Genomic DNA, 22,751 nt, shown 5'->3' on the forward strand with positions numbered 1-22,751 from the left:
GGGTTTTTTATTTAGATATATTTAACTAAATTTATAACTAGCCGGTATTTATTGCGCTAGTTTTTCGTCTGCGGTTTTTACAAAGTCAGCGGCAAAGTCCATTACATGGAATAAAAAGCTTTGCTCGTTTGTGCCTGTTACTAGATGAGCACCTGGCCCCATAGCGTAAACACCCACATCTTCACCCGCATGAGTTTCTGAGCTAAGTGGTACTAACGACTCTTGGTGAAAACCTGGTGTTGTTGTATCAACGTTAGTTAAATCAACGCGACCTGTTACTGCGGCTGCTAAGTAAGAAGCATCGGCATCGGTTTCATTACCTAAATCTCTGTAACCCAAACCATTTGTGTAGCCTACGGTTGTGTAAGGCATATCATCCGCTGCAAGGCTTGGCTCTGTTTTTCCTACACCAACCACTTTACCTAAAATTGGATTACCGCGTTTAGGGTAACCGGCAATGGTAAATACATGGCTGTGATCGGCAGTTACAACAATGAGTGTTTCTTCTGGATTAGTGTTTTGCATCGCGACTTTAACGGCTTTAGCAAGCTCAATTGTGTCGTTAAGTGCATTATAAGCATTACCCGCATGGTGTGCGTGGTCAATACGGCCCGATTCAACGGTTAAGAAAAAGCCTTGCTCGTTGTTATCAAGCACATTAATCGCTTTTTTGGTCATTTGTGATAAAGACGGCTCGCCAGCAACGTCATTTGCACGGTCAGCTTCGTACTGCATGTGGGACTCATTAAATAAGCCAAACACTTTAGTGGCGTCGTCACTTATTGCATCAAAACCGGTTTGATCCATTACGTAAGTGCCATTTGGATATTGCGTTTTCCACTCTGCGGTTAAGTCGCGGTTATCTGTTCGATCCCCTTCAACAGCACTTACTGCATCGGTTGAATTAAACGCGGCATCTTTTGGTAAAAAGTGACGACGACCGCCGCCCATTACTACGTCAATACCGTCTACATCAACACCACTAAAGCGTGCTTCTAGGTTGGCTTCAAAATTAACCAGTTGCGATGCAATGTCTTCACATGTTGCAGCACTTTCTGGCATATCGGAGATATCTTCCCAGTTACGCTCTGCCGATTTAGCATACGTTGCAGCGGGTGTTGCGTGAGTAATACGCGCTGTAGAAATAATCCCTGTTGCTTTGCCTGCAATTTCAGCAAGCTCTAACGAGGTAACAAGTTCGTGCCCTTTGCCTGATGCACAATTACCACGTTCAACCGCTTCATCAATACCAATAACGCCTGCATCGGTTTTAACGCCCGATGCCATTGCGGTCATAGTGCCTGCCGAATCTGGCGTTTGCGCATCTACGTTGTATGTTTTTACAAAGCCCGAAAAAGGCATAGTTTCAAAGCTTAACTGGTGATCTTCACCCATTTCGCCCTCTAACTGACCCGCTAAAATACGTGCTGCGGTTATGGTAGAAATACCCATACCATCGCCAACAAATAAAATAACGTTTTTAGCTTTGCCTGATTCAGTAACAATGTTGCTACTGGCTGTTTGTGCAGCACCTAATTTTGTTTGTGCTTCACTAAACCAAGCATTACTAGTGAGCGAGGCTAACTGCTCGCTTGTTAGCGACGTTGCGGGTGCATTACACACTAAATTAGTTGAGTTAACTTCATCGCTGTCTAGCACGTCGTTATTATTGGTATCTGCGCCTACTTGCGTCTCTACGCCACCATTAATGCACTGCTCAGAGCCCACTGCAATAGTATTATCTACTGCGATAATATTATTTTCATTTTTGTTATCGTCACTCGAGCAACCTGCAAGCGCGACCATTACTGCCAAAGAAAGTACCGTTAATTTGTTCATGTTAGCCGCCATTATTGCTGAGTTAATTCAAGAGCTTGATTAATTAGATGAAATACAACGTTTTGTTCAATTACACCTTGGGCTAGCTGAGCACCAGGACCTTTAGCATGTAAAGAGATGTCTTCACCTGCGTGTGTTTCTGAGCCCATTGGTACGGTTGCTTGTTGGTGAAAACCTGGGGTTGTTGTATCAACGCCATTTAGCTCAACACGCCCTGCAACAGCAGCACTTGTGTAACTTGCATCAGCATTTGTCTCGTCGCCTAAATTTCTAAAACCTAAGCCATTTGCGTAACCGACTGTGGTGTACGGCATATCGTCGGCGGCTAGGCTTGGTGTTGTTGCACCTACTGCAACTACTTGACCTAAAATTGGATTACCACGCTTAGGGTAGCCTGCAATAGTAAATACATGGCTGTGATCGGCGGTTACTAAAATAAGGGTTTCTTCTGGGTTGGTGTTATCTACCGCAGCCTGCACGGCTTTAGCAAACTCAATGGTGTCGTTAAGCGCGTTGTACGCATTACCCGCGTGGTGCGCATGGTCAATTCGACCCGACTCAACCGTTAAGAAAAATCCATTATCGTTTTTACCAAGCACTTCAATTGCTTTAGTGGTCATATCGGTAAGTGAAGGCTCGCCCGCTACATCGTTTGCGCGGTCAGCTTCGTACTGCATGTGCGATTCGTTAAATAAACCAAATACTTTAGTGGCGTCATCCTCTATTGCATCAAAGCCTGTTTGATCCATCACGTACGTAGCGTCTGGGTATTGTGTTTGCCACTCAGTCACTAGGTTGCGCTCGTCAGTACGGTCGCCTTCTATAGCACTTACTGCATCTGTTGAGTTAGCTGTTTCGTCTTTTGGTAAAAAGTGACGACGACCGCCACCCATTACAAAATCAAGGCCGTCTACGTCGGTCCCTACAAATCGTGCTTCTAGGTTTTTTTCGAAGTTAACCAGTTGCGATGCAATGTCTTCACAGCCACCCGTTACGGCATCTTCTGGCATATCGGATACGTCTTCCCAGTTACGGTCAGCCGATTTAGCATACGTTGCAGCAGGGGTTGCATGAGTAATACGTGCTGTAGAAATAACGCCTGTTGCAAGACCTTTAATTTCAGCAAGCTCTGTAGCTGTAAGTAATTCATTACCTGCCACTGTTGAACACACGCCGCGTTCAATATCTTCATCTACACCAATTACGCCAACATCGGTTTTAACACCCGAAATCATTGCCGTCATCGTGCCTGCTGAGTCGGGAGTTTGGGCATCTACGTTATACGTTTTAACTTGTGCAGAGTATGGGAACTCTTCAAAGCTTAAATAACCTTCTTCGCCGGGTTGGTTATTACGCTGCCCTTGCAAAATGCGCGCTGCGGTAAGAGTAGAAATACCCATGCCATCGCCCACAAATAAAATGACATTTTTAGCTTTAGTGGCTTGTGTAGCCTGCGCTTGTTCTGTTTTTGTTGTTAGTTTAGTTTGCGCAGCGCTATACCAGCTGCTGCCTTTTTGGCTTTGCGGTAGTACATCTGCATGGCTCACTGCGCTAAACGCAAACGTTAGAGCGATTGCCGCAGCGACTTTTTTAATTTTCATTCATAATTCCCATTGTTTAGTGGTTATTTTTTGCTTGAAGTTAAAAATCTCAAATGAGTAACCGCTGCACTATAGAAAAAAGATATGACTAAAAAAGGTAATTTTGGTGAATAAAAAGTGACTAATATTTTACAAAAAAAAGACATAAAAAACGCAGCATGTTAAATGCTATAACTCTGGCTTAAAGCGACTAAGTTACACTCGCCTATGTTGATAGAACTGAGTATCGCCCGTATAACAAGTAGTTACTTTTCACCTTTTATATAGTGATTAAAAACGCCAATAACCTTTTGTTATTTTTTAATTACGCTTGCCTCCATAAATATAAAAAGAGGTAAAACCCATCAAAGTGGACATAAAATCGATTATTTAAATAATTACTGAAACACTTTGGATTACATTATTAGCACCTAAATTTGCAATTTAGAGCCAGTCAATTAAATAATCTAAGATCCATATAAAAATTAAACAGATAAGTGATAGACGTTTTAAGCACTTGAGGTTTCTATTTAATTCACTTCAAAGAACACTACATAAAACATAACAAACTGATTTAAAAAGCTTTAATTTAATTTTAAAAAACAAATCTGCATAGGAGTTAGTAAACTGGCTAATAATTAACAGATAAAAAAGTAGTACTTCTAAAATAAAATCACAATAAAGCTTGGTATACGGCTTAACTTACTGTTATCCTGCTTCGCATCGGGTTGATAGAAAACCCTATTTATTTGTAAGTACCACGTTGATATTAGTAATAATCCTTCGCGTTATCCTCAGTTAAATGTATGTTTTCTTCCTGTTAAATTGCCTTAATTTAAGGCGCACTTTTATTAATTCTTAGGATACTATTATGTCTAATACTACAACTGGTACAGTTAAATTTTTCAATGAAGCAAAAGGTTTTGGTTTCATCGAGCAAGAATCTGGTCCTGACGTTTTCGCTCATTTCAGCGCAATCTCTGGTGACGGTTTCAAAACTTTAGCTGAAGGCCAACGTGTACAGTTTACTGTTACTCAAGGTCAAAAAGGCCCACAAGCTGAAAACATCGTTAGCATCTAATTGCTTTCGTTAAATGGGTTAGCAATAACCCATTTTGAATACTAGTTTGAAAGAAGTTCTGTTTTATTTGTTAGTACCGAGTTGTTTTAGTAATAATCCTACACGATATCCTCAAGTTAACTATTTTTTCCGGCTCAATTGCCTCTTTTCAGGCACACTTATATTAATTTTTTAGGATACATATTATGTCTAATACAACTACTGGTTCAGTAAAATGGTTTAACGAAGCAAAAGGTTTTGGTTTTATCGAGCAAGAATCTGGCGCAGACGTTTTTGCACATTTTAGCGCAATCTCTGGCGACGGTTTTAAAACTTTAGCTGAAGGCCAACGTGTACAGTTTACTGTTACACAAGGTCAAAAAGGCCCACAAGCCGAAAACATTGTTTGCATCTAATTGCTAAACAATTTAGTGGGTTAGAGATAACCCATTAATATTTTTACCTTTATCACTTTTTAGTCAAATATCTTCAAAATCCTCCTCTGTAAATATTTTCCAAGCTCAATCTCATTTGTATACACAACTCATTAATTAGTACATTTTTAAACACATTTACCACTATCTCTCTTGAGCGAAAGCTTTGTATTGCCTACAATAGCGCATACTTCATTCAATATAGAATATGACCATGAACGACACTACCGCAAAACCTGCTTTACCAGATCGCCTTTCTATTAATCCACGCAGCCCACATCATGTGGAAGACGTTTTTGAACACGATATTGGTATCACGTTCAACGGCAAAGAGCGTTTTGATGTTGAAGAATACTGCATCAGCGAAGGTTGGATAAAATTTGCATCTCCAAAAGGGCTTGATCGTCGCGGGCAACCACTTTTACTTACAAGAAAAGGCACTGTTGAAGCCTTTTACAAGTAAGCTAATAATGCTTACTAAAAAAGCGACACCTTATTAGGTAGTCGCTTTTTTTGTGCTTGTTAAGAATCATTTAATTTTATTATTTTTCGCTTTACCCAGCACCCAATCTAAGCCTTGGATTGCTGTTGTTGGAAATGCGGTTGCATGACTAGCCCCTTCAATATCAACACTTTTTAATTCTATATTGTCACTTTTAATCGCATTAATTTTTTGCACTAGCTGCGCTACACCTTCAACCATATTTTGCCCTTCGCCAAAAGCTGGTATTTCCCTTGCACCAACAGATATATACACCTTTATAGGCAATTTTGACTTATGCGCTTGTAACGCTAATAGTGCATTATTATCAAACCAAACCGATGGGCTGCCAATAATATAATTACTAAATAAATCAGGCGTTAAAAGTAAAATAGTTGCACCAAATAAGCCGCCTAGCGAGTTACCTATGTAGGTTCTTTGTAAGTTACTGGCCCGATAGTTTTTTTCGATAAAGGGAAACACTGTACTTTGTAAAAATTCAGCATGCCCTTTGGCATTACCCGTTTGCTTTTTCCAATCTTTTGCAAAGGTAGGCGTGTAATCTCTAATTCGACTATTGGAGCCAACAGAGCCTTTTTCATAACCAATAGCCACAATAATAGCCTGCTGCATTTTGCCGCTGTTCATAGGGAACCGTGTTGCTCCTGCTACTATAGGAAACGTATACGGCGCATCAGTTACATAAATAACCGGATACGTTTTATCAGGCTGTTTTGTATATGATGTTGGAAGCTGAATATAAATAGGATAAACGCGCTTAGTTGAAGGCTCAGTAAGCTCTAAAACATTACTTCTGGGGATTTCGTATGGCGTATTGGCGCTTAATTTAAAGCACATAACTGCGCAAAAAAATAATAACCACTTTAGTAGTAAATTCATTTTCATACTAAAGATTTATCCTTTTTAATTCATCGCGTTTAGGGAGATGCTTTGGTAATACTAAATCCCAAACCAAGCCTAGTGTCTCCATTTTTTTAAGTACTAGCCAGCCAATATCTAGCTGGCCTTTTTCTAAAGCAAAGTTAGCCGAACCAGGAAATGCATGGTGGTTATTATGATAACTTTCTCCCATTGTTAGCAGCGCCGCAAAGGGGACGTTATAACCTTGTATATGCGCATGATTTACATGCCAATTTCTTTGTCCATGGTTATGTGCAAAATACCCAATCAACCAGTGACCTGTAATAGAAATACTTACTCTCACGCATATTCCCCATACAACCCAAGGCATGCCTCCCAGCCAAAATAGCAACATTGCCAAAGGTAGCTGTTGCAGCATCCATGTTTTCTCCATCCATCTATAAGTATTGTTTTGTGTAACACATGTTTCAATATTAAAAGTCGGTGGGTGGGTCAGTTTAATATCGCAGAAAATTTGCCAGAAAAAATCTTTCCACATAGGCTGCTGATGCCCAAAGTAGTCGTGGCAATACTGCTGTCGCTGTGCCCAATCGCGCATATCATGGGTTTTAATCATACCTACAGGCCCAGCTAAACCAACTATTACACCTAAATGAACAAAAAGGTATTCAAGCAACTCGGGGCATTGGTAGCTTTTATGTATCAGTCTACGATGCATCCCAAGAGAGTGCCCAAAGCATAAAATAACACTAGTCGTTATAATAAAAACAAATAAAACTGTAAGTGAAAACGTATACCAGCCTCCTATAATGGCAGTTAATATCATCCCACCTACCCACAACACTTTTACTGGGGATAAAACAACACGCCCAGCTTTGGCGCAGCTTTGTTTATTTGTTAAGATCCTCTCGTTTGTGTACATAGCTATCCTAAGCTGTTTCTGGAACAAATAGCTCATTCAAAAGCATATCTGCCGTTTGCCCAATAGCGTATTCTTGAATTGGACTAAAATACCAAGCGGGATCTAAAAATCGATGATAATAAATAGTCAACGCTACTTTAGTATTTCCATTTTCAGTTTTAATAAAGCGGATTTCGGTTCCCTTTAGTTTTAAATAGTTACCTATGTAGCTCGTGTCTTCTAAAAATGTAGTGCGAATATAATCGTTTTCGACTTGGGTTAACTCTAGTTTCATATGCCCTTTGTGTGTGTTTGTTACAAACCAACGATGATAAGTAAAATCAATATGATGCACATCACCAGCGGATAAAGTACCCGCTTCTATATTGCTTGGCATTGGGAATAAACTTAACAGCCAATTACGCTCAATATCTAACTGCATAGGTTTGATAAGTTTTTGTTGGATTTCTTCAGGGGTCGCATTTATAACCAACTCTTTAGTTATCGAATACTCTCGTTCAAAACTGGCACTTGGCACTACTCCTTCAAATGCACTTAAAAAAATAACAGCCGGTAATATATGGGCATAATGTGTGCCCTTCTTTCTACTTCGTAAATAACAGGTTAGTAGCTGAAATAAATACATAAGCAATAATATGCCAAAGTAGATTGGCATAAACATAATTACACAAACAAAGCCCTCAAATAAAACAACAGACGTGCCAAACATTACAATAAGCGACCACAAAACTAAATTTCCGTAATATCGGTTTAAGGTGGGTTGTTCAGGCTTTTTAATTATGTACAGTAAAGCGATTGAGACAAAAAATGGTATGCCAACATATAATAATGCTGTTTTATCAAAGTTATAAGACATTAGCGTACGTATAAGTAATGAGCTAGCGCCTATCAATAGCAGTATTGATATATTACGGCGGCGCTTACTTATAGATTGAGGTGCTGACGGGAAAGGTGGCTTTTCTGACATTACGTATCCTGCGTAGCTTGTTTGAGTATGAATACGCAACATTTAGCCAGTTAACTAAATACACATGATCCATATGCGGCATTTTACGCCCAACAAAAAGTTATTAGACGTTCGGTTTTGAGCCGTATATAAAAACCTAATAACACACCTAAGGCAAGGTATAAAATGCAAAAAAAGACGCGAAGGCGTCTTTTTTATGTAACCTGCTCCGATGTATCACCAGAGCACGGACAATCCTCATCTTCTTTTTTAAGACACTGACGATAGTTAAACCAATGTGCTACAGCTATAAAAGCTGAGCCAGTTAAAGTTAGCGCCTTTTCTGCACCTTCATGCCCTATAAAAATAGCAAGTAACATTAAGCACAACCCCACAATCCCAAAAGCCATATAACTAAACTGTTTATGTTTTTTACAGCCTAAGCTTAACGCAAGTAAACTTGTGGGTAGCACCGCCATTAATATCCATATATGAAACTGTTCGTTATCTAGTTGTAGTGCTGCCAAACTAGGTAGAAGTACTAAAATAATTGGCGTTGCAAAACAATGCACTGTACACATTAACGAAAGCCCTATTGCTAGACGATCCATTACACTTTGACTCGATTTCATTTTTTCCTCTACTAATCAATGTCTAAAAATAAATATTTACTTTTGCATGAGCATTTAAATAACAATCGTTAATTACACTTGCTACATTATAACATTTGAAGCACAATTGATACAATATAACATACCAAAAGTAGGGTAGAATGAAAAAAAAATCACAGTTAGCTCTTTTAATAGCCGCTTTATTTCCCGCGAGTGTGCTTGCAAAAACCATTCAAGGCACAGTGGTAAATACACAAGGCAGCGCTATAAGTAATGCTGTAATAGAACTTGAAGGCTCAGACATAAAAGTCACCACCGATAAAAACGGTCACTTTGTAATAGCCAAACTAAACAATGGACTCAAAGAGCTTCACATCGTTGCGCCAGGTTATGCGCATTTACATCGTGATATTGCTATAGACACAGATGAAACACGCTCTGTATCGTTTACGCTTCAGCGCTCACCTATTGAAGTAATAGACATTGAGGCAACACCAATTCATATGTCGGCTATGGAATCAGCCTCACCAGTCAGCGTTTTATCAGGCGAACAATTAAGGCGCGATCAAGCCGCCACACTAGGTGACACCCTTGAAAAACTCCCCGGTGTAAATACCAATTTTCATGGCAAGGTGGCGAGTACACCAATAATTCGTGGACTAAGTGGCCCCCGTGTACTCATAACTCAAAATGGCCTTGATGTAAGTGATGTTTCGCGCGTTGGTCCCGATCACTCGGTAGCATCGGAGGCTTCTACCGCACAACAAATTGAAGTATTACGCGGTCCTGCGACCTTATTTTACGGCAGTGGCGCTATTGGGGGCGTGGTAAATATAGTTGATAATCGCGTACCAACCGACAGCACAACACGTGGCGAATGGAACGTAGAGCACAACTCAGTAGACAATCAAAAAATAGCCTCGTTTAATGCCACCACAGGTACAGACTCTTTTGCATTTTATGCCGATGCGTTTTGGCGTGAAGCCGATGACTACGAGATACCTGTCGCTGCCGATATAGATAGCGATGGTGAAAGCCATAGTGGCGATTACACTGTTGAAAACAGTAATGAAGAGTCTGACGGTTTTACTGTTGGCGCTAGCTATTTAATGGATAACGGATTTATTGGCTTAGCAGTAGAGCAATTTAATCGTCAATACGGCATTCCAGGCCATACGCACGGCGAGGAAGAAGAGGAAGAGCATAGCGATGAAGAGGAAAGTGTATTTGCCGATTTAGAGCAAACTAAAGTGCAATTACTAGGTGAATACACTCTAAATAATAAGTGGCTACACAAAGTAAATCTGCGCGCTGGCCATACCGACTACGAACACGCTGAAATTGAGGGTGGCGCTGTTGGCACGACCTTTAAAAACGAAACAAACGAATTACGCATAGACCTACTACATAACCAATTTAGCGAGTGGAATGGCGGCTTTAGTTTTCACTATAAAAATAGTGATGTAGAGGCGCAAGGTGAAGAAGCTTTTACACCGCCATCAGAGACCGAAAGCTTTGCTGTAGCGTTAATGGAAGAAAGGCACTTTGGCGACTTTTTAGTGCAATTAGGTGGCCGAATAGAGCGCGTAGAACTTAACGCAAGCAATGTATTACTGCCAAGTATTGATGCTCATGCACATAATGAAAGTGATGAACATGACGATCATAATCACGAAGAAGAAACCAATTTTACTCGCGTATTTGATGCAGAGCATGAATTTACGCCAGTCAGTTTGTCGGCCGGTGTAGTATGGGACTTTACACCTAACTATAACTTAGGGCTTTCGGTATCGCGCTCAGAGCGCGCACCTTCTGCGTCTGAATTATTGTCGTTTGGGCCACATATTGGCACCGCAACTTATGAAGTTGGCGCCTTATTTGATTTAGATGAAGATGGCCATTTAGGCTTGTCTGAGCAAACAACAGACCTAGAAACTGCCAATAATATTGATTTAACCTTTCGTAAAACCCAAGGTGATATTGGCTTTATATTTAACGCCTTTTATAACCAAGTAGACAACTATTACTACCAAATAAATACCGGCTTATACGCCGAAAGTGGCCACAACCATGATGAAGATGAGCACAATCATGGCGACGAGGACGAGCACTCAGAAGAGCTTCCTGTTTATTTATTTAAAACAGATGATGTAATTTTACACGGGTTTGAAGCGCAAATTGCGTGGCAATTAACAGATGAGTTTAAGTTAGATTTATTCTCAGATTATGTACGTGCACGCCTTAAAGACGGCGGCGACCTGCCGCGCACACCTCCACTGCGTTTCGGTACTGAATTTAGCTACCAAACCGAAAAATTAAGTGCGCATATTCATGTAACTCGCTACCAAGATCAAGATCGCACGGCTCCTGAAGAAACCGCGACAGACGGTTACACCCTAATTGATGCCAGTGTGAGTTACGACCTATCGATACTTAATCAAGACCTATCTCTGTATTTAAAAGGTACAAACCTAACAGATACAGAGGCACGCGTGCATAGCTCATTTTTAAAAGAGATAGCGCCACGCCCAGGACGAAGTTTCGCACTTGGTATTCGCGGTTACTTCTAAAAGAATTTTAAATAAAGGGAAACTAATATGACCAAATTATTCAAACTAAAATTGATAGCACTTGCAGTAAGCAGCACATTAATTACCGCCTGTGGCGATGCAGAAACCAACATTGTAGAAAAAGATCCTATTGCTGTGGTAGATGACGAGCATAAAAGTGATGACGAGCATGACGACGGCTATACCATAAGCTCATTTGGCAGGCTTGCTGTTCTGGCAGGTGACAGCAACGAAGCGAGCTTTTTTGATTTAGACGATAACGCACTACTTGATACGTTTGTATTAAACGATGACTCAAACACGTTATCTGCATCACCTGACTTTCGTTATGCTGTTATTGCTAATCGTACCCAAGATTACCTAGGGTTTATAGACGGCGGTATGTGGCGCGAAGATCACGGCGCTCATTTACATGATTACGAGCAAGGCCCGGTGTTTAGTAGTTACGAGCTTACAAGCGGCAGCCGCCCTACACACTTAATAACTCACGACGGACAATTAGCAATATTTTACGATGGCGATGCAGATTCAGGCGCTTCTGCTTCGGTTGAAGTATTAACCGATAACGATATTACCAATGCAACAGCCACACTTACTGGCATTAACTACGATATTAACATGCATGGTGTAGCTGAGCCTCGCGGTGAGCATTTACTCTCAACCATTCGTCGAGACGATGCAAGTAGCACATCTAATGCCAAAGTACTTCCCGATCAAGTGGGTGTATATCATCTTCACGATGGTAATTACGAACTAGAGCAAACGTTAGAAGTAACCTGCCCCGATTTACACGGCGCAGCACAAAATCACGATTATGTTGTATTTGGTTGTGGCGATGGTGTATTGATTGCCCACCAGCAAGGTGATGAGTACGAAGCTGAAAAAATAGCAAACATTGTAGCTGTAGGCGATCTTCGTATTGGTAGTATTTATGGCCACGAAGATAGCGAGAGCTTTATTGGCATAGCATCTGGCCATGGCGGAGGCGAGGCTGTCATTGTAACTATTAAACCAGCAACCGCAGAAATGGAAGAAGTAGAATGGCAACTTGCGGATGGCGCAAGTGCTGTATCGTACTCTTTTTCTGCCCATGGCGAGCACTTTTTAATATTAGACAGCTTAGGCTTTTTAAATGTATTTAGCGCACACGACCATGATGGCGAAATGCACTGGGAACTCGCAGGCCAAGTAGATATTACTCAAGCAGACGTAACCACAATGCCCGAAGGTATGAGCTTTAGTATGACAGTGGCGCAAAATGGTCAGTTTGCTTATATTGCCGACCCAATTGCTCAACACATAGTGCAAGTACACCTAGAAGATCTAGAAGTTGAAGGCGAGCTAGAGTTAACTTTTCCACCTGCAAGCATTACCTGGTTAGGGATTGCAGAAGAAGTAGAAGATGAAGGTCACGACCATTAATTTAAAACTAACGCTTTAAGTTAAAGCCACAAAACAAAAAACCCGTAATTAGGTTTACTAATTACGGGTTTTTTACAGCTATTTATTTAGCTCTATTGTTACTTACGACGCCAGCCACTCCATACATCATCTATATCATCGGCTTTATTTTTTTTCTTTTTCTTGCCTGTGCCTTCTGGCTTTGCCATTGGCTTTTCATTTTTAAGCGCTTGTGCGGCATCAAGGTTGGCTTGGTTTACGGCAAAGCCTGTAACCTCTTCGCGTTCTAAACGTAGCTTGTTTTTCTTCTCAATGATTCTAAAGTGATGAAAGTCTTCGTAATCAATTAGTGATAACGCTAAACCTACTTCACCAGCACGGCCGCTTCGGCCAATACGGTGCATATAATCAGCAGGACTACGTGGTAGATTAAAGTTTATTACCACTGGCAGCTTTTCAATGTCCAAACCACGCGCAGCAATATCAGTTGCAATAAGTACTTCGATTTCGCCCGCTTTAAATTTTTCAATTACGCGGGTACGTTCACTTTGGCCTTTATCGCCATGGAAAACTTGTGCATTAACACCACGTTTTTCAAGTTTGCTGGCTAAGTGCTCACAATCTTTTTTGGCGTTGACAAAAATCAGTGCTTGGCGCCATTTGTGAGTTTTAATTAAATGCGCTAAAACCGTGGTTTTTTCGCCTTTATTAACACTAAACACGCGTTGAACAAGTGTGCTCTCTTCTTTGTTTTGTACTTGTATTTCAACTGGATTATTTAGCAGCTCTTGCGTTAATTGTGTTACTTGCTCAGGAAAGGTCGCTGAAAACAACATAGTTTGTTTTTTAGCAGGCATAAGAGCCAACAAATTAGCCAGCTCTTCGGTAAAGCCAAGGCTTAGCATACGGTCGGCTTCATCAAGCACAAGCGTAGTTACATTATCGAGCTTAATGGCATTGCTTGAGATTAAATCGAGTAAGCGCCCTGGTGTTGCCACAATAATGTCAGCACCACCACGCAGTGCCTGCATTTGTGTATTAACCGACACACCACCAAACACAGCCACCGTTTTAATTGCGCCATTAAAGTTAGCAGAATACGATTTAATGCTATCGGCCACTTGCGTAGCAAGCTCACGAGTCGGCACTAAAATAAGTCCCGTTACAAAGTTACCTTTGCTCGCAGTATTTTTAGCGCCCTGCTCAAGGAAAGCTTTTTGCAACATAGGTAATGCAAACGTTGCCGTTTTACCTGAACCCGTATTTGCCCCTGCAATTAGGTCACTGCCCGCAAGCACACTAGGTATAGCCTTAGCTTGAATAGGTGTAGGCTGGGTATATTCCAAATCGGTTAAACGAGCTAATAGCTCTGGAATAAGGCCAAGTTCGGAAAAAGTGCTAGGGCTTGTGGCTGAGGTCATATTTATTACGGGCTTATTGCTAAAAAAGTAGCCTGCAATTTTAGCGTATTTACCGCTTATTAAGTAGGGATTAGTGATTTTAATGTTTGTATAGGAAACAGCTGCGCGATTCGAGCTATAAATTGCGAGCAGATTTGTGTGTTTGTAGACGCGAGTTTATCCCGCACTTAATTAATGTGTTTAGAATAATCCTTGTATTCAAAGTACTTAAATGAATGAATTAAATGTTACCCAATAAGCTGCTCTGGAATCGATGGATTACCTAAATCCAATGCATCAGAGATCTCAAGAAACTGTTTTTTCAGTTTGGGTATACTCATCTGCGATAACTCAATATTCTATTGCCAACTTTAAGATTTCGGTTAAATTGCTTAGAATCCCAGCTGTACTTAATAGACGCGGATATTTGGGTAGATTCACCGTTAATACTCCTCAATGACATGGCATCCATCTCAAAGTCTACACCGCGCAGTTTTAAAATTTCACGCATTATTGCGTCAGTACCGCCTGGGCTTGTTGGCATCGGCTTATTAGTAAGGCTGTTAATCGCTGCTTTAGTATATAAACCATAGCCAATTTTCATCAGTATGCCTTTATCGACTAATTGCTTTAACACACGACCAACCTGATCGTAGCTTGCATAATTGTCGAAATCTTTACGTTCAAACACATAGCGGCGAGAACGCTTTATTTTTTGATAAATACGGTCAGTTGCAGTCATGGCTAATTTTCCTACGTAATGATTTGTTTTAGTATAACTTAAATCCACCACTGTTTAAAAATAATACGGCATTGATAAAAGAAAAAATACGGCATTGATAAAAGAAAAAATACGACAAAAATTATGAAAAAAATACTCGTAACAAACTGTTTAAATAAGAAATATAAAAAAGAAAAATAACTGACATAAACTTAATTTCACAATCGACCTAGTTTTTTATAAAACCTTAGCCGCCAAAGTAAAGCGAGAATACTTTTGTATTATAGTAACCATATCTATTCCACCTAAACTTTTAAGGAACAAAATTAGTACCTGATTAACGATTCAGTTCATCTGCTCTTTTTAATTCTTGAAATAGAAACTTGGAGAATGGTGCAGCATGATGTAACTGATAGTCTTCATTACCTTTTTTTAAGAAAAAACCTTTTGAGTAGGTAATATCAGCTTTATCATGATCAACTCCATTGATCTCTATTTGGTCATCTAAACACAGTATAAAATCGATATTTTCATACTGTTTTTTGTCACTATTCTCTTCAAAAAGCTGATACTCACGATCAAATTTAAAACCAGCCCGCTCTAGAACTGTACTCGTTTTTCCTCTAATTTTATAACAGAACATACCGCAAATAAGGCTAGGAACGTTCTCTTTTAACTGTTTTGATTTTTCTTCAAAATCTCTTATTTCTGTTAATTTTGCATTTGTTTTTACTTCAATAACTGCCGCACAGTCATTACTATCAATTCGAAATTGCCCACCTAAAGAAAGATTAAGAGTGTCTTTTTTTCGCAAAATAATATCATGCTGACCATATTCTGTATCTTTACAAAAAATCTCGCCTTTATGCAGTTGACTAGCTAAATCATCGATTCGCAGTTTTATTTCAGAATGAACAAATTCCTCACGAGCATCCCCAAGTACGCCTTTATGGTTATAACGCTCCACAGCCTTTGATTGTAACCTTAGTAGATCATCAATATATTCAAATAAATAATCCACCACTAATACCTTCCTTTGTAATTACAAATAATCAAATTACGCACTCTTATTTTCTTCAACCACCGCATTAGCGTTTACTTTGCGAATAACGCCAAACAGTTCGACTACCTTATCTTCATCAAAAAATCCGTATGCGCTTTCGCCATGTTGATCAGTAAAGGGTGGTTCAAATATTTGTGCCATATCTAGCACGCCGTTATCTACCAAATAGTTAATAACTTGGTTAACAAATTGAATTTGCTCAATGTTGTAAACCCCTTCATCTAGAAATTCGCTAAAGGCTTCTTTGGCAGCGTTCAGGTCAAGACCTACTAATTCACGTATAAACGCTCCTAGAGGCTTTTCATTGAGAATTTTTTCACGATATATGTCAACGTCTGCCATTCCACTTGCGTCAAGCAAAAGGCTATCTAAGACGTCTAAATCAGCTTGGGTAATCGCTTTATTACGCTTAAGTTTTTGAATGGTCAATTGATCTTGATGATCTTGAATATACAGCTCAATTTTTTTACGATACTGCGCTAAATCAACCGTTGGGCTTGCATAAACAGCGGTTACATCGTGCACGCCTTGCACTTCGTCTTCAAAATTGGTGTAAACCACTTCTTTTTTGTCTTTGTCGAGGGCAAACATTAAGTTGCGTAAACGTCTTCTTACCTCTTCTAAAATCACTAAATTTATATCTTGCCAAAACTCTATGGTTTGAATGTCTTGAATAAGCTCAAGGTGTGCCTGTATCGCCGGAATATTACTAGCCTTTCCTTCTAGCATTTGGGCAAACTCCATCACGCGAATACGGTTTTGATCGGGTATCCTACCTTTTTCAAGTAACGCCAATTGCATGGTCAAAATAATATTGTCAAAACGATTAGATAAGTTATTAAGTTGCTCATCGCTATTAAAGGGCTCAGCGTCTGTGGGCAAATCAGAAACATGACTTTCTAGCACCGTAAACTTACTGTCGTCAATATTGTTCCAGTGCTCTCTTTCTAAAAACGGCTCAACTAATTGACGTTTCGGCCTAACAATAAAGTTGTCTAAATTCATACCAACAACTAAATGATGCAGCATATCGAGCTGATAATTGTTTAAATCACTCAGGCGTTCACAATATTCAGACTGCTCAGCCTGAAATTTTTCATCTTTCAAGCAATGATTTAACAGCGTGCTTAACTTCACGCGTTTTTCAAAAACTTGCTGACTAACAGGCGTTGAACCTCCTACCGCAACCCCTTTAGGATTTGCATCAAAGTACTCAAAGTTTTGGCAATAATCAAAAACCTTAAAGGTCTTTTTATTATCCCCAGGTCCAAATAAGTCTTCACACAAACGCGTACCACGGCCAATCATTTGGGTAAATTTAACTTTAGAGCGTATCACTTTAAAAAATACAAGATTAACCACTTCCGGCACATCAATACCGGTGTCTAGCATATCTACCGAAATCGCAATACGGCACGTTGGATTTTTAGGGTCAAAGTCTTTGCGCTCGTTTTCATCACCACTAAACTCGTCAATTAAACTTTGCGCATACGTTTCTTTAAAGGTAATAACACGGGCTAGTTTTCCTGCCCATTTTTGATAACTCCGGTTAAACATTTTTTCTAAAAATAGTGCGTGGTCGTTATTGGCCGCAAAAATGATCGTTTTACCTATTACATCACCACCTTCAACATGAATACCGCCATCTTTATCTTTACTCATTAACTGAGCAAACATTTTTTCGGCGGTATCTTCGTTAAATAAAAACTTATTTACTTCTGACGGTAGTACTTCGTCTCTGTCTTCAAGTTCGGCTTTGTCTTCCCATTCTTTTTGTTCTTGGGCTGAGAGTTCTTTGTACTTAATACCTTCTCGAATAAATTTAGTGGCTACCGATATCTTAGTGGGTGGAACAAGGTATTTTTCAGCGTATGCACTTTCGTCTTCATAGGCATAGGTAGGCATGTTTTTTTGTAAATCAAAAATGCCATAAGTATCTTTTTCTACTTCGTCTTTTGGCGTGGCGGTAAGCCCTACAAGGTAGCCATCAAAATACTTAAATATTTGGCGGTATTTTGAGTAAACCGAGCGATGCGCTTCATCTACAATAATAAGGTCAAAATGGCCAACTCCAAAAGGGCGTTCATCTGCAGCTCTATCCAGTAGGTTTTTCATAGTCGGGTAGGTAGAAAAATACAGCCTGCTGTCAATGCTGTCTTTGCTTTGGCTTGAGTCTAAAACAGAGCAACTAATACGCGGCAGTAACTTAACAAAGTTTTTCTTTGCTTGGGTGAGTAGCGCATTACGGTCAGCCAAAAATAATACGTTTTTAATCCAATCATGTTTTAATAACAGATCAACTAAGCTGATCACAGTACGGGTTTTACCGGTACCGGTAGCCATAACCAATAACGCCTTGCGCTGATGCTCATTTTCAAAGTCATCTAAAATATGGGTAATGGCGGCCTTTTGATAATAGCGGTTAGTAATATCGTTACTAATTTGCGCCGTAAAGCGCTTATTGCTACCTACGTCGTCACTTTTATTTAAGCTAAAAAAAGTAGCCCTGTCGTGTCTGCGTTTTATTAATAACTCTAGCTCTGCTTTGGTATAAAACCCTTGCACAGGCCTTGGTATATAACCGCCGTGTACGGCTTGCTCACTAGATTGAAAGTCATCCCAAAGGCGAGTTTCATAACCGTTGGTATAAAAAATAACAGGGCGAACGCCGCACTCTTTTTCCAAACAATCGGCATAAAGTTTGGCTTGTTGTTGGCCGTTTTCAGGGTTTAAGGTGGTTCTTTTCGCCTCAACTACAGCGAGCGCCGTACCGTCATCGCCCCATAATACGTAATCAACAAAACCATTACTCTTTGGGTTAGCGGTTGAAATAGGCATACCGTTTACTGGGTATTCTCTATCACGCTTGTTTTTAAGCTGCCAGCCAGCTTCAAGCAAAAGGCCATCAATTAAATAATCACGAGTTTCTACTTCATTGTAGTTATGTGGGTCAGCTTGTTCTTTAGCTGCTTGTTTGGCTTGTTCAATTTGCGCTAATAGTGCTTGGTTATCGGCTTTAAGCTGTTCATTTTCTTTAAGCGTTGCTAAGTATTCATCCCGCGCAACTTTATCGTTCTCTGCAAGCTGTTGCTCTAACTCTTTAACCCGCTTAATGCTACTAACGGCTTTGGTGACTAAGGTAGAATCAATGGCTACTTTTTGCGGGGTTATCGCTTCATCAAACGGTTGAACCACAAATTTATCGCGCTCAAGGTTTGGCGTATAAGTACGAATAAACCAATACAACACATGGTGCAGCTCTTTAACGGCTTGCAAGGCATCACGTTGCGGCAAACTGGTTTTGCTGTGTACCGCTTCATTACCTACTTTAATAATCAGTTTAAGTTTCGGGAATAAATTACTAGTAAGGTTTTCTTTAAAGTCTTTGTCATGAATCAGCGACATTAAGGCCGCGTCATGGCGTGGTCGGGTTAACCAGTTGTCTATGTCAAATACGGTTTCAACCATTAACTCCAAGGCATTACGGGCATAAAAACCAGCAATACGTGGGTCGGTTTTAATGTTGCTCTCAGCATTCTTTGCACGCGTTAAAATTTCTGTGCAACGGGTTGAAAACATATCACTTGCAATATTTTTATTGGTTGCATTGTGCGTACTTAACGCAATTTCAAAAAAATCAAAATTGCTACAGCCTTGAGCTGTATTAGAAGCCGCTGATTGATTAACCGTCTCTGACATTAGCCTTCCTTTGACATCATTTATCTTGTTGTTTTAGCGCTATTCAACGCTTTATAAATTCAATTCGCCTTTAAACGCTTTTTGCATAAGAGAGCTGAAAGCATGCTCTGAAGATTGAATCTGCTGCTTGTTATTTTGAAGCTCTGCACGTAGCTTCATATAAACGCGCTCAAACTTTTCTTGTAACTCAATAGGAGGTAAAATAACAGGTAAGGTTTTCAACTTACCTTTAGATATATTTTTCATTGAGCCACCAGAACCAGATGATAGTTTACTTATCTCCTTACGAACCGCTTCACCGCATAATTGTTGCCATATAAACACAACAGATACAGGTTTTTCTTTATTCCAGATAAAACGCCATAATTTATCAGGAAGTAGTAAATTCTTATATTCCTCAAAAACCATTGATGTAGCACCAACTAGCTCTGTTGTATTCGCACGGCTAAATAACAGATCACCCACTTGAACAAAATGTTCATCTTGTGGCTGGTAATCATTGGGTAAGGGTTTGCTTTCGTTAGGTTTAAATTCACCAGATGTAACCGCGCTAATTTTTAAAACTCGGTTTGTAAATTCAGTATTATTATCATCTGAGGCAACTAAACTTTTCCCACCTAAAAAATCTTCTGTAATAGATGATAAAGGAGATTTCTCCCAACCTTTCGGATTCGTCACTGGATCGCCAAACATATCAATAAACACAGATTGGGCGAGGCTATTTAGCTCTTGTTCCATTTGCTGGCAGTCTTTACGCAGTTGGTCGGCTTTTTCTAATACCGCCGCAATTTTCTTTTGTGTTTCGAGTGGAGGAAGTGGGATTACCTGCTTAGAAATCGTCTGATGCCCTAGGTGCTTTTGTATCCCGCCTTTCATCTGAGTTTGTAAAATATACTGAAATTCGTCGGAGGACAGCACATAAAAAAGATAATCACGATCAACAGTAACTTGATTGAACGATATCTTAAATAAATTATTGCTTAGTATTCCCTCTTTACCCTTAAACACCCTACCTGGGCTACCTGTATTAGCCATAACCAAGTCATTTATAGTTACTTTTTTATGTTCAAATACATCATCAATAAAACTCAACTTTGTGTCGCGCAAAAAGTCAGCTATATAAAGATATCTGTACCCTCCTTTATAAGGTTTACTTGAAGTGTTTTCCTTTGTTACTTGGACTCCCTGAGTTGTTTCACAGATATCCTTTAGCTTTACTAAAGGCCAGCTCATTTCAGTAACCCTTCTAACTCACTAACACCCTTAGCCATTTTTGTTTGCAAAGTCTTAATGCGTTTTAGGATGTCTCGGGGCGCATCGTAATGTACTTCTTGGTATACCACTTCTTTGTAGCGGTTAAGACTTAAATCAAAGTCATTATTGATTATAGAATCCACTGGCACCATAAAGCTTTGTTCGGTTTTTGGGCGGGTGTATTCTGGGCTGTTTGTATTTGGCGTATTATCTCCATTCGTTAGTGTTTTGAAACGGCTAAGAATATCGGCAATATTGCTTTGTTCGTGGGTTGGTGTTGCACCCTCTTTAAAGAGTGGTGTACGCTTGTCATCGAGTGATAAACCATCAGCTAACATATCGTAAAACCACACGTTATCGGTGCCGCCACTATTGGTTTTAGTAAAAATAAGAATGGCGGTACTTACACCAGCATACGGTTTAAATACACCAGAGGGCAGTGAAATAACCGCCTCTAACTTTTGCTCGTTAATGATTTTTTCACGTATCGACTTATGCGCTTTGGTTGAGCCAAACAATACGCCGTCTGGCACAATAACCGCTGCTCGACCACCCACTTTTAGCATACGTAAAATAAGCGCTAAAAATAGTAGCTCTGATTTTTCAGTAGGTCCTTTGGTTTTAACTTCTACTTGTATCTCATTGCCGTCTTCGTCTATTTCGGTTTTATACTTAGGGGCGGCCTTTTTAACTATCGGGTTTTTACCTAAGGCGCGCAGTAAGTCTGGCGCAACTATGCCAAAGTTGACCGCGCCTTTAAACGGCGGGTTTGCTAATATTAGGCTGTAAGCCTCTGAAATATTGCCATCACCTTGGTCTTGCAAGCTATCGCGGTAGTGTACGCTGGGGTTTTCAATACCGTGCAATAGCATGTTCATCGCGCCAATACGTAACATGTGTTTGTCGAAATCAAAACCAGTGAACATGTCGTTATTAAAGTGTTTGCGGTTGTCTGGTTTGTTAATGTCTTTTGAATGATGTTCTTCTACGTATTCTACTGCGGCCATTAAAAAGCCACAGGTGCCTGATGATGGGTCACAAATAGTGTCGCCCACTTTAGGCTGCATTAGCTCAACCATCATTTCGATAATGTTACGTGGGGTACGGAACTGCCCGTTAACACCCGATTGTTGCAACTTGCTTAACAGGTATTCGTATAAGTCGCCTTTGGTGTCTTTGTCGTCCATGTTAATGGCACTTAACAGTTGCACCACTTGGTCGAGTAATTTGGCCGACGGGATCATGAAAATAGCGTCTTTCATGTGCTCGGCAAAGCTGCCTTCGTTTTGTAAGGCTTTAATTTTGGGGAATACTTGGTTTTGCACGATATCCATCATGATATCGGGATCTTTATCTTTAAAGTTATTCCAACGCAATGTTTGCTCATCGGCTGCAAACGTTGGGTTATTAACTGGCAAGCCTGTTGCTTGGCTGCGGCGCTCTGCGGTACGTTGTAATTCGTCTAAACGGCGAATAAACAGCAGGTAGGATATTTGCTCGATAACAGAGATTGGGTTGGCGACACCGCCAGTCCAAAACATTTCCCAAACTTGGTCGACTTGATTACGAATTTTACCTGTTAGCATGGAGAGTCTCTTTAATAATGGCTAGCAAATCACTGGGCTAACATAAACTTATGATAATTAGGTTTATATTACTGCATAGCCAGCGCTTAAACACTTATTTTTTTAAGAGGATTTTTGACTGTTTTTTAAACTGCCATTTCAACGGCTTGAGGTAGAACTTATATTCGAGGATTTCAGACTCATTTACATTAATTACGGTAATTTTAGAGATAAACGTTCGCGGCTAAAGCTCGCTCCCACGCATACCTGAGAGCGCTCGTTAAAATCAATGCGACAAAACCTTGAATTAAGGTTAATAAAAA

The 22,751-nt window shown here is 40.0% G+C and carries 17 protein-coding genes; 5 read left to right on the forward strand and 12 right to left on the reverse strand.

Features of this window, described 5'->3' with window-relative positions; all coding sequences use genetic code 11:
• Positions 1–48: 48 nt before the first annotated feature.
• Both AC0VZ4_RS19840 and AC0VZ4_RS19845 read right to left on the reverse strand, forming a co-directional pair.
• Positions 49–1,839, reverse strand: a complete 1,791-nt coding sequence (locus AC0VZ4_RS19840; protein WP_475440509.1) for an alkaline phosphatase — start codon at positions 1,837–1,839, stop codon at positions 49–51.
• 11 nt (positions 1,840–1,850) lie between these two features.
• The gene (locus tag AC0VZ4_RS19845) at positions 1,851–3,440 is read right to left on the reverse strand and encodes an alkaline phosphatase (protein WP_475440510.1); all 1,590 of its coding nucleotides are present in this window, start codon (positions 3,438–3,440) and stop codon (positions 1,851–1,853) included.
• An 850-nt stretch (positions 3,441–4,290) separates the two neighbouring features.
• Between AC0VZ4_RS19845 and AC0VZ4_RS19850 the strand changes: the two genes are divergently transcribed.
• From AC0VZ4_RS19850 to AC0VZ4_RS19860, 3 genes are all read left to right on the forward strand, one after another.
• Positions 4,291–4,500 (forward strand): cold-shock protein, encoded by a 210-nt coding sequence (locus tag AC0VZ4_RS19850; protein ID WP_006792548.1) that lies wholly within the window; start codon positions 4,291–4,293, stop codon positions 4,498–4,500.
• Between the two features lie 185 nt (positions 4,501–4,685).
• Complete coding sequence (locus tag AC0VZ4_RS19855) at positions 4,686–4,895, forward strand: cold-shock protein (RefSeq protein WP_007377377.1); 210 nt, start codon at positions 4,686–4,688, stop codon at positions 4,893–4,895.
• A gap of 232 nt (positions 4,896–5,127) precedes the next feature.
• The gene (locus AC0VZ4_RS19860) at positions 5,128–5,376 is read left to right on the forward strand and encodes a DUF3297 family protein (protein ID WP_007377376.1); all 249 of its coding nucleotides are present in this window, start codon (positions 5,128–5,130) and stop codon (positions 5,374–5,376) included.
• 66 nt (positions 5,377–5,442) lie between these two features.
• On the opposite strand, the gene AC0VZ4_RS19865 is transcribed toward AC0VZ4_RS19860, so the two are convergent.
• The 4 genes from AC0VZ4_RS19865 to AC0VZ4_RS19880 all read right to left on the reverse strand — a co-directional run bounded on the left by AC0VZ4_RS19865 (position 5,443) and on the right by AC0VZ4_RS19880 (position 8,776).
• Positions 5,443–6,294, reverse strand: coding sequence for an alpha/beta hydrolase (locus AC0VZ4_RS19865; protein WP_475441686.1), 852 nt, complete (start codon positions 6,292–6,294; stop codon positions 5,443–5,445).
• Between the two features lie 7 nt (positions 6,295–6,301).
• The gene (locus tag AC0VZ4_RS19870; RefSeq protein ID WP_475440511.1) at positions 6,302–6,994 is read right to left on the reverse strand and encodes a fatty acid desaturase; all 693 of its coding nucleotides are present in this window, start codon (positions 6,992–6,994) and stop codon (positions 6,302–6,304) included.
• A 211-nt stretch (positions 6,995–7,205) separates the two neighbouring features.
• Positions 7,206–8,165: a hypothetical protein gene (locus AC0VZ4_RS19875; RefSeq protein ID WP_475440512.1), complete on the reverse strand. Its 960-nt coding sequence runs from the start codon at positions 8,163–8,165 to the stop codon at positions 7,206–7,208.
• 194 nt (positions 8,166–8,359) lie between these two features.
• Positions 8,360–8,776: a MerC domain-containing protein gene (locus AC0VZ4_RS19880; protein WP_475440513.1), complete on the reverse strand. Its 417-nt coding sequence runs from the start codon at positions 8,774–8,776 to the stop codon at positions 8,360–8,362.
• A gap of 140 nt (positions 8,777–8,916) precedes the next feature.
• On the opposite strand from AC0VZ4_RS19880, the gene AC0VZ4_RS19885 reads away from it, so the two are divergent.
• Both AC0VZ4_RS19885 and AC0VZ4_RS19890 read left to right on the forward strand, forming a co-directional pair.
• On the forward strand, positions 8,917–11,325 hold the full coding sequence (locus AC0VZ4_RS19885; RefSeq protein ID WP_475440514.1) for a TonB-dependent receptor: 2,409 nt from the start codon (positions 8,917–8,919) through the stop codon (positions 11,323–11,325).
• A gap of 27 nt (positions 11,326–11,352) precedes the next feature.
• A complete protein-coding gene (locus tag AC0VZ4_RS19890) occupies positions 11,353–12,747 on the forward strand; it encodes a 5-methyltetrahydrofolate--homocysteine methyltransferase (RefSeq protein ID WP_475440515.1) in 1,395 nt (464 codons plus the stop codon).
• Positions 12,748–12,845: 98 nt separating this feature from the next.
• On the opposite strand, the gene AC0VZ4_RS19895 is transcribed toward AC0VZ4_RS19890, so the two are convergent.
• The 6 genes from AC0VZ4_RS19895 to AC0VZ4_RS19920 all read right to left on the reverse strand — a co-directional run bounded on the left by AC0VZ4_RS19895 (position 12,846) and on the right by AC0VZ4_RS19920 (position 22,449).
• Positions 12,846–14,147, reverse strand: a complete 1,302-nt coding sequence (locus tag AC0VZ4_RS19895) for a DEAD/DEAH box helicase (RefSeq protein WP_475440516.1) — start codon at positions 14,145–14,147, stop codon at positions 12,846–12,848.
• A gap of 316 nt (positions 14,148–14,463) precedes the next feature.
• Entirely contained in the window at positions 14,464–14,868 is a 405-nt protein-coding gene (locus tag AC0VZ4_RS19900; protein WP_475440517.1) for a DUF6088 family protein, read from the reverse strand.
• Positions 14,869–15,184: 316 nt separating this feature from the next.
• Complete coding sequence (locus AC0VZ4_RS19905) at positions 15,185–15,868, reverse strand: DUF6602 domain-containing protein (RefSeq protein ID WP_475440518.1); 684 nt, start codon at positions 15,866–15,868, stop codon at positions 15,185–15,187.
• A 36-nt stretch (positions 15,869–15,904) separates the two neighbouring features.
• A complete protein-coding gene (locus AC0VZ4_RS19910; protein WP_475440519.1) occupies positions 15,905–19,609 on the reverse strand; it encodes a DEAD/DEAH box helicase family protein in 3,705 nt (1,234 codons plus the stop codon).
• A 51-nt stretch (positions 19,610–19,660) separates the two neighbouring features.
• Positions 19,661–20,842: a restriction endonuclease subunit S gene (locus AC0VZ4_RS19915; RefSeq protein ID WP_475440520.1), complete on the reverse strand. Its 1,182-nt coding sequence runs from the start codon at positions 20,840–20,842 to the stop codon at positions 19,661–19,663.
• Positions 20,839–22,449, reverse strand: a complete 1,611-nt coding sequence (locus tag AC0VZ4_RS19920) for a type I restriction-modification system subunit M (protein ID WP_475440521.1) — start codon at positions 22,447–22,449, stop codon at positions 20,839–20,841. The genes AC0VZ4_RS19915 and AC0VZ4_RS19920 overlap by 4 nt, the downstream gene beginning before the upstream one ends.
• Between the last annotated feature and the right edge of the window lie 302 nt (positions 22,450–22,751).

This window comes from Pseudoalteromonas sp. QJM3NY_22 (assembly GCF_056173065.1).